Origin of the sequence: Coleofasciculus sp. FACHB-712 (assembly GCF_014695635.1) — a bacterium.
In the GTDB taxonomy this organism is placed as follows: domain Bacteria; phylum Cyanobacteriota; class Cyanobacteriia; order Cyanobacteriales; family FACHB-T130; genus FACHB-T130.
Map to the genome: position 1 here is coordinate 1 of NZ_JACJOQ010000486.1, position 10,618 is coordinate 10,618.

The window sequence follows — 10,618 nt, forward strand, 5'->3', positions numbered from 1 at the left end:
AACAGCGGTAGTGGGAATAAGATTTTACAACCTTTGCTGGGCGACCAATCTCTGATATTACTAGATGGCGATCGCCACCAGCGCCAGCGACAGCTATTGACTCCCCCCTTTCACGGGGAACGAATGCGAGCTTACGGCAAGTTGATTTGTGACATTACCGAGGAAGTCATAAATCGGCTAACGATTGGCAAACCCTTCCTAATTCGTGCCACCGCGCAAGAGATTTCTCTGGAAACCATCTTAGGCGCTGTCTTTGGGATCAATGAGGGTCAGCGTTTCCAGGAACTCAAGGGACTCCTTACTTCGATGCTGGATGCTGTGAGTTCTCCCCTTTCCTCCGCCGTCCTCTTTTTTCCATCACTCCAACGAGATTTGGGTTCTTGGAGTCCTTGGGGAAAATTTCTTCGCCAACGGCAGCAAGTTGACCGACTCATTTACGATGAGATTCAGCAACGCCGGGAGCAATTCGATCCAGATCGCACAGATATTCTCACGCTGCTGATGTCTGCGCGGGATACTGATGGGCAACCAATGACGGATGAAGAATTGCGCGATGAGTTAATGACCCTCCTGTTGGCGGGTCACGAAACCACGGCTTCAGCGATCGCTTGGGCATTGTATTGGATACACCGTCAGCCAGAGGTACATGACAAGCTTCTCCAGGAACTGAATAGTGTTGGGGATGTTTCAGATGTCAGCGCCATTTCTAAACTTCCCTACCTCAACGCTGTTTGCTCGGAAACGTTGCGAATTTATCCAGTGGCGATATTTACTTTTGGTCGAATTACGCGATCGCCAGTGCAACTGATGGGCTATCAATTTGATGCCGGTACACCGCTTGCTGCCTGTATTTATCTGGTTCATCACCGTGAGGATATTTACCCCCAAGCAAATTCTTTCAAGCCTGAGCGCTTTTTGGAACGGCAATTTTCTCCCTATGAATATTTGCCCTTTGGTGGCAGCAATCGTCGTTGTATCGGGATGGCATTTGCCTTGTTTGAAATGAAGCTGGTACTGGCGAAGATGCTTTCGCGTTATCAACTAGCTCTCACCGATCAACGTCCGGTTAAACCTGTCCGTCGTGGCGTTACCTTAGCACCCCCGGCAACGATGCAGATGCTTATCACCAGTCAGCGTCCCCAGAATACTCAAATACATCAGCCCCTTTCTACGTCTGCATAAATAACTGCTCGCTCAATTGTCATTCAGTTTGAGTTTTAGCCAGTCCAATCAGGATTTACAAGAAACGCTTGGAAAACTAACAGGTACGGCTGAAGATATGCCAAAAGACTCTATACACTGCAAAAATGGCTTGTGAAAATCCCTAGTAAATTTGCACAGTTCTGACTCTTATTGATTCCTTTTCTCTTCAGTCCTATCTTCTAATGAAAAGGTCATGGGCTTAAAATATGCAAGTCTTGGTACCAAATCTTCTTTCCCATGTCCTCTTGCAATTCACAGCAGCGGCGGGAAAACCCCGCCTCTACAGGATTCAGCAATTTTTAAAGTCAGGACATCCAGAAGCGATCGCTATCTTGGTAGCGATCGCCTCTGGTTTAAGATTGAGAAAAACAACGATTTTGTAAATATGGTGAAGTAAATGCTCAATTTCTATGTATTTTTAGCTAAAGGCTGGTTAAAATCCGGAACTTTTAAGTGTTTTCTTCATTCTCAGATTTGTTGAAGCATAGTATCTTTAGTTAAGAACTAATCAGGGCAAAATAATGATAATACTTAACATTATTCTAATTTGTGCAGGTTTAGGGATTAGTAGTTGGTTACTTTTAAGTTATGGAAATGAGTTAGTTAAAGCGATAAATGTCTTGTTTTCAGGATTAGAATCTATATTTATGGTGATTATCGTTATTGTTTTTAAAACTGTAAAATCCCTAATAATTGGAGGAATGATTGCTCTAGTCTGTGCTGGAATATTTAAAATAGCGGGTGCCCAGATAAGCCTTTTAAAAGCCGCTGCGATTGCAGTAGGAATTATATCTTTCGCTTTTCTCATGCTTAAAACCTTCGTAGAAGAGTGGAGTAACTTTTACTGGAGTATCCGCAATGTGATTCGCAACAAATATCGCTAATGGTAAAAACATCTAGTTTCTAAACAGAGCAAACTAAGCTAAGATTTTGAAGATTGTCATCTTCCAGTTTTTCTTATGAGAATTGCCCAAATTGCACCGCTGTGGGAACGAGTGCCACCTTTTCGCTACGGCGGGATTGAACTCATTGTCAGTTTACTAACTGATGAATTAGTTCGGCGCGGTCATCAGGTAACATTATTCGCCTCTGGAGACTCGATTACAAAAGCTCAGATGAAGTCAGTGCATAACCAGGCGCTGCGCTTAGATTCAAAGATTAAAGAGCCTGGAGTTTATGAGCTAATGATGCTCTCTCAGGTCTATCAACAGGCGCATCACTTTGATATTATTCACTCCCATGTCGGCTATGCAGCTCTGCCCTATACGCCTTTTGTGAAGACGCCGACCGTACACACCACACACGGCATTTTCACGCCAGATAATGAGAAAATATTCCGGCAATTTGCATGGGAGCCTTATATCAGTATCAGTGAAGCTCAGAGAGAACCCCGACTCGGTTTAAATTACATCCATACGGTCTACAACGGCATCGACCCAGCAGTATATCCCTTTCAGGAAAAAGCAATTGAACCGCCCTATCTAGCCTTTGTGGGACGTATTTCCCCAGAAAAAGGTCCGGAAGGAGCAATAAAAATTGCTCGTGCCAGCGGCTATCCTTTAAAAATGGCAGGTAAGGTTGACCCGGTAGACAAAGTTTATTTTCATGAACAGATAAAACCGCTGATTGATGGCGAACAAATCCAATATCTCGGTGAAGTTTCTCACGAAGAAAAGGCGCAGTTACTAGCAGGTGCCACCGTGACGCTATTCCCGATTACCTGGCGGGAACCATTTGGCTTGGTAATGATTGAATCGATGGCAACGGGGACGCCGGTGATTGGAATGGCGATGGGTTCGGTGCCAGAAGTCATCGCGCATGGCAAGAGTGGATTTGTTTGTCACTCTCTGCAAGAAATGATTGACGCAATTCCACAAGCGATAACCTTAAACCGCCAGACGTGCCGAGACTACGTTTTGAATCGCTTTAGCGTCAAGACGATGGTGGATGAGTATGAACGAGCTTATCAAATGACGCTAATGGGGAATCCGGAAGGAGTAAAACACTAGCAAATTACTAATTTTTGGCATAAGTTTTTTCCTTGAATTTGATTAATTCTAAGGGATCTAAACCAGAGGGTGTCATCAATTCTTTTGCTAATAAATACCCGGCACAAGTCCAGGTTTGATGCCTTCTGGCTTCTCGACCAATTAAGTGACCGCTTTTCCCGTCATAATATTCAGGCCAATCTTCTTTTTGCAACCGTTTTCCAGCTTTTTCAATTGCTGCTTTTGCAAACTGCATATATTCTTCTTCTTTTGCATCTTGACCCAATTTTCGAGCGGCGGCTGCCCACATCCACATCAAAACAGGCCAACTTCCCCCATTGTGATACGACCAAGGGCTATTTTTAGGATCGCAACCCGTCAAAATTCTCCAATCTTCGTCTTCTATGGCTGGATAACAGATTTTAAACGGCATTTGCCCAAGTAGCTCTTTATGCCGTCTTTCGATGAGATTCATGATTTTCTCGGACTGATCGTTGGTCACTAAAGAACAAACAATCGCCATCAAGTTACCCACCGAAAAGAATCGGAAATCCATCTGCGATGGGCCAATATTCCCGACTAAATAACCCCCGTCGTCTGGCAGCCACTCGTCTAAATTAGCGTAAGGAATGGAGGCAGCATAGATATTGTATTTGTTGATAGCGGTTGCGCCATATTCTTCAACATTGTACTGATAGGTTTGATTTAGACGATCCATATCCATCCAATACTCAGTCCGAATATGGTTCGCGAGAGAACCCAATCGTTTCTGTATTGCTGAGAGAATATCTTTATTGTTGTGATTTTTGCGATCGAGTAGCTCATCCGCAGCACGCAAGGCAGCGTAGAATAGAACTTGGATTTCTAGAGGGTATCCATAGATGCCCATCCGACGGTCAATCATACAAGCTCCATCAGGAACTAAGAGCGTCGGTTCTCGATCGAAGCGATCGCTAAAACAAAGTTCCAGAATTAACCTGATCCCTTCTTGGAAGTCGGTTTGATGGACTAAGGTGGTGTTTCCCGTTGCTTTCCAATAAGCCCGCAACAGGATAATCCACCAAAGGCTAGAATCAACCGGCGTGACTCTAGCGATCGCGTGCTGACCAAAATCGGGGTCTAAGTGTTCTTTGCCCTTCTTATTCTTAATAATTTTGAAGCTAGCTGGCATTAAAACTCGACCCGTATTCAAAAAAGTTTCGGATCTTTCTTGCTGGTGTAGTTCTAACGTTACTTCTAGAAAATTTTTGACAATTTCCTTGCCGTTGACTGTCACCTCTTTTTTGTTATCAAGTTGAACGGAAAATTCACCTTTGACTAAAAATAAAAGTGCTACTGGAACAAAATCACGAATAAAAACTTGGTCATAATTCAGCGTATCTCTACTAACTTTTTTGGGGATATTTATTTCATTTTTATCTTTTTTATAAGTATGAGCGGCTGGAGTTCCAACCAGCCGTCCTTTATAAGAGATAAGCGAATCCACCAGTATTTGTAATGCTTCTATTTCCAGTGCCTCTACTCCCATCAGATGCGAACCTCCTTAATTTCTAGAGCAATCTATTATACGAGATGCTGCTTCATCACAGATACTTTTAAGCCAGAGAATTGTGCAACATAATCCCTTAAATAGAGCGTACTATAGAATGCAGGGTGTGGTGTATTGTTGAATTTCCATTTAACGCCGTCATCCCCGCAAAGGGCATGATTGACCAGGTTGAGCGAAGAAAAAATCCGTCCGCAGTAAGAGAGTTGGAAAAAAATTGGAAATTTTGTTCTCTCCGAACGATAGAGCGGATCGTTGATTAGATTTGTAGAAGTATAAAAAGGTCACATTTGTCGGAACCTCGCTCCTCTACTGGATATCAGTAGCGATGGATAAGGTTTTAAATTAGATTCTGTGACCCTCATTAAAACCTCACAAAGACCCTGTATTCTTGAGCAGAAACCTGATTCATGGCACCGGATATTCTTGAACTGGACGGAAAAACCTTTGTTCCCGCACAAGAGCTGCCCATTCCAGAGTGGCCTTGCGTTCTTGGCGAGCGCCCCCAACCGACTCTTACTATTAAAGACAATGACCTGTTTTTAGTCACCGATACCCTGGGCAACATTGCCGGGTGTTTAGGCGATGACATGAATGCCAGCATGGGGCTTTTCTGCGCCGATACGCGGTTCCTTAGTCGCCTGGAACTGCAAATTAACGGACGCTCCCCCGTCTTGCTCAGTAGCACAGCTGACAAAGGATTTGCCCTTTCAGTTCTGTGTACCAATCCCAGCATGGACGGAGGAGAGCGATTAGAGGGAGGGGATAAATTAGAGCCAAATGAGCAAATTGACGGCGGGGCAATTTTTGACTTTGCACCTCTTCGAGCCGACACCATCGGAATTAACCGAGAAATTGTCCTAAATGGAGCGCTGTTTGAAGAATTAACTGTTTCCAACTACAGCACCAGTTCCATTCGCTTTCAACTGAGTCTCAGCTTTGATGCGGATTTTGTGGACTTATTTGTAGTCCGGGGGTACGGTCGAAAAAACAAGGGGCAGCTGTTACGAGCCGTGCCTAAAAGTCAAGCCGCAGAACCCGAAAAGCAAGAAATGACGCTCGCTTATCAAGGGTTGGATGGCTCTGTAATGGAATCGCACATCGAGTTTGTTCATCGCCAGCCAGACACTCTCAGTGGTTATACGGCAGTTTGGCAGCTGGAGATGGAGCCTCACGAAACCCAAAAACTGGGCTATCGGCTGCAAATGCGTACCAATAACCGTCCCACTTCTAGGGTATCTGCCCCAGTCACGCTGGTACAGGCTAGAGCCGCAGAGTTATCGGAACAGCAGGAGTGGCGTCAACACGTAACCGGGATTCGCTCAGACAAAAACACGTTTAATCGAGCGATCGAGCGAGCCGAGCAGGATACTTATTTACTGCGCCAGTCTTTCGGCAAAGGGAAGGTACTCTCGGCTGGGGTGCCTTGGTTTTCGACGTTGTTTGGGCGCGACTCGATTATTGCGGCGTCGCAAACGCTGATACTCGATCCTACAATTGCCCGCGAAACCCTAACGATCTTGGCTGAATACCAAGGGAAGACGGATAATGAGTGGCGCGATGAACAGCCTGGGAAGATTTTGCACGAGCTGCGTTTGGGTGAAATGGCGCGTTGTGAAGAAATTCCTCATACGCCTTATTATGGCACCGTAGATGCGACACCGCTGTGGTTAATGCTGTATGCGGAACACTTTGCCTGGACAGCCGATCGGGAAACCCTGGAGCTATTGTGGCCTAATGCCTTGGCGGCAATGGATTGGATTGACCGCAACAGCAAGGAAACGGGTTATCTCATCTACCAACGCCAATCGAAGCGGGGTCTGGCGAATCAGGGGTGGAAAGACTCTGGCGACTGTATTGTGAATCGCAAGGGGCAGATGGCGATGGGCGCGATCGCTCTTTGTGAAGTGCAAGCTTATGTCTATGCTGCCAAAATCCGTCTGGCAGAAATTGCCCGCATGAAGAAGCGCCTTGATTTAGCCGACAGGTGGCAAGATGAGGCGAGAGATTTGAAGAATCGCTTCAATCGGGATTTTTGGATGCCAGAGGAAGATTTCTGCGCCTTGGCTTTGGATGGCGACGGCAATCAGGTTGATAGTATTACTTCAAACCCCGGTCACTGTCTGTATTTGGGCATCTTGACACCAGAAAAAGCTTATAGCGTCGCGGAACGGCTACGGGCACCGGATATGTTCAACGGCTGGGGAATTCGCACCCTCAGTAGTTTGTCACCGGCTTATAATCCGATGGGCTATCATGTCGGTTCTGTGTGGCCTCACGACAATGCCATGATTGCGATGGGGGTGCGATCGCTCGGTCTAATCGAGCAAGCGCTGGAACTTGCCAAAGCTTTAATGGATATGACTTTACAGCAACCTTATCAACGACCGCCAGAACTTTTCTGCGGTTACGAACGCACAGAAGATAACACCACGGTCAAATATCCCGTCGCTTGTTCTCCTCAAGCTTGGGCAACCGGCAGTATCTTCCAGTTGCTGCAAATGATGGTAAATTTAGTCCCCGATGCTCCCAATAACTGCTTGCGGATTATCGATCCTGCTTTGCCGGAGTCGATTAATCGTCTAGCGCTACAGAACTTGAGAGTGGGGCAGACTTTGCTGGATTTGGAATTTGAGCGCTCCGGCAATACCACTGCCTGTCGGGTTGCCAAAAAACGCGGTAATTTGCGGGTTGTGATTGAAGCTTGATTTAGAAGCTGGGTGGGGAATGCCCACCTAGCTCTATCAAGCTGATTGCCAGTCTCTAAAAAACCTTGCTAATTTTTCGGCTAAATTATCCAATTTTACTTTTGAAATAGCTCTGATTCATGCTTCCTCGGTGTCCCCATTGATACCGGGAGAAGATTTATAGAGGGCGTCCAATTGTTCGCGGGCGTCTTCTACGGTCATGGAACGCATCACGAGAAGCGGTTCATTAATCGGGTTCCCGGCATCATCTAATAGTTCCGGGTGTGGGATTGACCCATAAGGAGAGCGAGAATCTCTAAATTGGGACTGCATCCCTGGTGGGTAGCGCCGTTGAGAATCCATACTACTGATGGTTAACAAGTTGCGGAGCATATTCCCTATAGCAAGAAACGCCAGAACAGTAAAGGCAATTAAATAAAGCAGGTGTAACATACGATTTTCCTCCAAGCCGCACAGTCTAATGGGATGTTCGTCAATAGGGGCTTTCGCATTCGTGGCGAAACGGTAATGCTTGCCCCCGGATTTTCCGTAAAAATGTTTCGCCCTTAGATTTACTTGTTCGTGGAAGTGGATTGCTCAGCGTGGAAGCGCATCGACACCTGCCAACACTCAGTAACCAACTGGTGCCAAGGCATCAGAACTGACGTTTCAATGCCAACTTGAGCATCAGTCGCTTGAAAGAGCATCTGAGCGGTGCTGACTTCCGCGTGAGCAAGCTTGACTCGATCCAGTAAGTCGGATTGCTGTTGGGCACTTAAAAAAGTAATTTCTTCAGTTTCTAAGAGAGCGCGCGATCGCGCAAACCAATACTGAAAATCTTCTAAGAGCGGTTGTAATACCGTTTTCAGCAATTCATTTTCAGGCAAGTTGGAAGCAGCCATGAATCAAAAACCGAATACTATCTAAATTTAATCTTAACGTAGTTTACAATTCGTAATAATATTTTTAGATTCTCTTAAACAACAACCACATCGCCAGGGAAAAACAACCTCGGTATGATAGAGGCAGTAACACCCGATTAATTGCCCGTTTCTTCGTCCTTATGGAACCGCCGATGAGCGTCTCAGAATCTCCAGCGTCTCAAGAACAGCCAGAAAAAATGTATTTGCCCCGTACCAGCGAATCTGAATCGTTGAAGAAAATCCGTCACACCGCTTCCCACGTTATGGCAATGGCGGTGCAAAAGCTGTTTCCCAAAGCGCAGGTGACTATCGGCCCTTGGATAGAAAACGGCTTTTACTATGACTTTGATAATCCAGAGCCATTTACCGAAAAAGATTTGAAGTCCATCCAGAAAGAGATGGTCAAAATCATCAATCGGAAATTGCCAGTGATTCGGGAAGAAGTCAGTCGCGAGGAAGCTGAAGGTCGGATCAAGACAATTAATGAGCCTTACAAGCTAGAAATATTAGAAGACATTGAGGAACCAATTACCATCTACCACTTGGGGGATCAATGGTGGGATTTGTGTGCTGGCCCTCATTTGGAAAATACCAGTGAGTTGAACCCGAAGGCAATCGAACTAGAAAGTGTTGCCGGTGCTTATTGGCGGGGGGATGAAACGAAAGCTCAACTCCAGCGCATTTATGCCACCGCTTGGGAAACGCCAGAACAACTGGCTGAATATAAGCGCCGCAAGGAAGAAGCGCTACGCCGAGATCACCGCAAACTCGGCAAAGAACTGGGACTCTTTATTTTCTCAGATCCGGTGGGGCCGGGGTTACCTCTGTGGACGCCGAAAGGAACGGTGTTGCGAAGTGTTCTGGAAGACTTCCTGAAGCAGGAACAGCTGAAACGGGGATACCAGCAGGTGGTGACGCCTCACATTGCCAGAGTCGATTTATTCAAAACTTCCGGACATTGGCAGAAATACAAAGAGGATATGTTCCCGCTGATGGCGGAAGATGAGCAGGCGGCGGCGATAGAACAGGGATTCGTACTGAAGCCGATGAATTGCCCCTTCCACATCCAAATCTATAAGAGCGAGTTGCGTTCCTATCGGGAACTGCCGATGCGTCTGGCGGAATTTGGCACCGTCTACCGTTACGAGCAATCTGGGGAACTGGGCGGCTTAACGCGGGTGCGCGGTTTCACGGTGGATGATTCTCACTTATTCGTGACGCCAGAACAGCTAGACAGCGAATTCCTGAAAGTTGTGGATTTGATTCTGTCGGTGTTCAAGAGTCTGCAACTGAAAAACTTCAAGGCGCGACTCAGTTTCCGCGATCCGGCTTCAGATAAGTACATTGGTTCCGATGAAGCGTGGGAGAAGTCTCAAGGTGCGATTCGCCGCGCCGTGGAAACCCTGGGCATGAACTACTTTGAAGGCATTGGCGAAGCAGCATTTTATGGTCCTAAACTAGATTTTATCTTCAGCGATGCCCTAGACCGCGAGTGGCAACTGGGTACTGTCCAAGTGGATTACAACCTGCCAGAACGGTTTGATTTGGAATATGTGGCGGAGGATGGTTCCCGGAAGCGTCCGGTGATGATTCACCGCGCTCCCTTTGGCTCCTTGGAACGGCTGATCGGGATCTTGATTGAAGAGTATGCGGGGGATTTCCCGCTGTGGTTAGCGCCAGTCCAAGCGCGATTGCTGACGGTGAGCGATGCCCAGTTGCCTTTTGCTCAGGAAGTGGCACAGAAGATGCGATCGCTCGGTATTCGCGTGGAAGTCGATACCAGCGGCGATCGCATGGGCAAAATGATTCGCAATGCCGAAAAGGACAAGATCCCTGTCATGGCGGTGGTAGGGGCGAAAGAGCTGGAATCAAATAGCCTGAGTATTCGCACCCGCGCGGCTGGCGATGTGGGGGTCATTCCTGTAGAAGAAGTGTTGGAGAAGATGAAAAACGCGATCGCTAACTTCGACAATTTTTAAGAAGTTGCCAGTTCATAGTTCATATAGGGGCACTCCAAAAGAGTGCCCTTTTTCAATTGGGTGCATCTCAATAACAGCAAAAATGCCACCCCAGCCCAGTCTCTCTTTGCTTGCAAAGAGGGGTTAAATAGACCTCTTGCGTGAATAGAAGGAAGGTGGGTAAAAGTAGGTTAAGGAGGAAAGCCGCATGACCTACAAACAACTCAAACAACTCACGCCAAGTGCTTTCAAGGGGCGATGCGGAGTGCATCCCGAGATTTTTGAGCAAATGATGGAGGTGCTACGTCCTCAC

9 protein-coding genes are annotated in these 10,618 nt (G+C 46.6%); 6 read left to right on the forward strand and 3 right to left on the reverse strand.

Going from position 1 to position 10,618, the window contains the following annotated elements; all coding sequences use genetic code 11:
• From H6F50_RS15965 to H6F50_RS15980, 4 genes are all read left to right on the forward strand, one after another.
• The coding region (locus H6F50_RS15965; protein WP_190429452.1) for a cytochrome P450 at positions 1-1,182 on the forward strand (1,182 nt) is incomplete at its 5' end.
• A 227-nt stretch (positions 1,183-1,409) separates the two neighbouring features.
• Positions 1,410-1,586: a hypothetical protein gene (locus H6F50_RS15970; protein WP_190411616.1), complete on the forward strand. Its 177-nt coding sequence runs from the start codon at positions 1,410-1,412 to the stop codon at positions 1,584-1,586.
• A 138-nt stretch (positions 1,587-1,724) separates the two neighbouring features.
• Positions 1,725-2,087 (forward strand): hypothetical protein, encoded by a 363-nt coding sequence (locus H6F50_RS15975; RefSeq protein ID WP_190429453.1) that lies wholly within the window; start codon positions 1,725-1,727, stop codon positions 2,085-2,087.
• A gap of 75 nt (positions 2,088-2,162) precedes the next feature.
• Entirely contained in the window at positions 2,163-3,212 is a 1,050-nt protein-coding gene (locus H6F50_RS15980) for a glycosyltransferase family 4 protein (RefSeq protein ID WP_190429454.1), read from the forward strand.
• A gap of 7 nt (positions 3,213-3,219) precedes the next feature.
• Here H6F50_RS15980 and H6F50_RS15985 read toward each other — a convergent pair whose 3' ends face one another.
• Complete coding sequence (locus H6F50_RS15985; protein ID WP_190429455.1) at positions 3,220-4,719, reverse strand: glycoside hydrolase 100 family protein; 1,500 nt, start codon at positions 4,717-4,719, stop codon at positions 3,220-3,222.
• 428 nt (positions 4,720-5,147) lie between these two features.
• Between H6F50_RS15985 and H6F50_RS15990 the strand changes: the two genes are divergently transcribed.
• Complete coding sequence (locus H6F50_RS15990) at positions 5,148-7,445, forward strand: amylo-alpha-1,6-glucosidase (protein ID WP_190429456.1); 2,298 nt, start codon at positions 5,148-5,150, stop codon at positions 7,443-7,445.
• A 117-nt stretch (positions 7,446-7,562) separates the two neighbouring features.
• Here H6F50_RS15990 and H6F50_RS15995 read toward each other — a convergent pair whose 3' ends face one another.
• Together H6F50_RS15995 and H6F50_RS16000 are read right to left on the reverse strand one after the other, a co-directional pair.
• A complete protein-coding gene (locus tag H6F50_RS15995) occupies positions 7,563-7,877 on the reverse strand; it encodes a DUF2973 domain-containing protein (protein WP_190411611.1) in 315 nt (104 codons plus the stop codon).
• 119 nt (positions 7,878-7,996) lie between these two features.
• Entirely contained in the window at positions 7,997-8,326 is a 330-nt protein-coding gene (locus tag H6F50_RS16000) for a DUF2605 domain-containing protein (RefSeq protein ID WP_190411610.1), read from the reverse strand.
• Between the two features lie 173 nt (positions 8,327-8,499).
• On the opposite strand from H6F50_RS16000, the gene thrS reads away from it, so the two are divergent.
• Positions 8,500-10,326, forward strand: a complete 1,827-nt coding sequence (gene thrS / locus H6F50_RS16005) for a threonine--tRNA ligase (protein WP_190411609.1) — start codon at positions 8,500-8,502, stop codon at positions 10,324-10,326.
• Positions 10,327-10,618 lie beyond the last annotated feature (292 nt).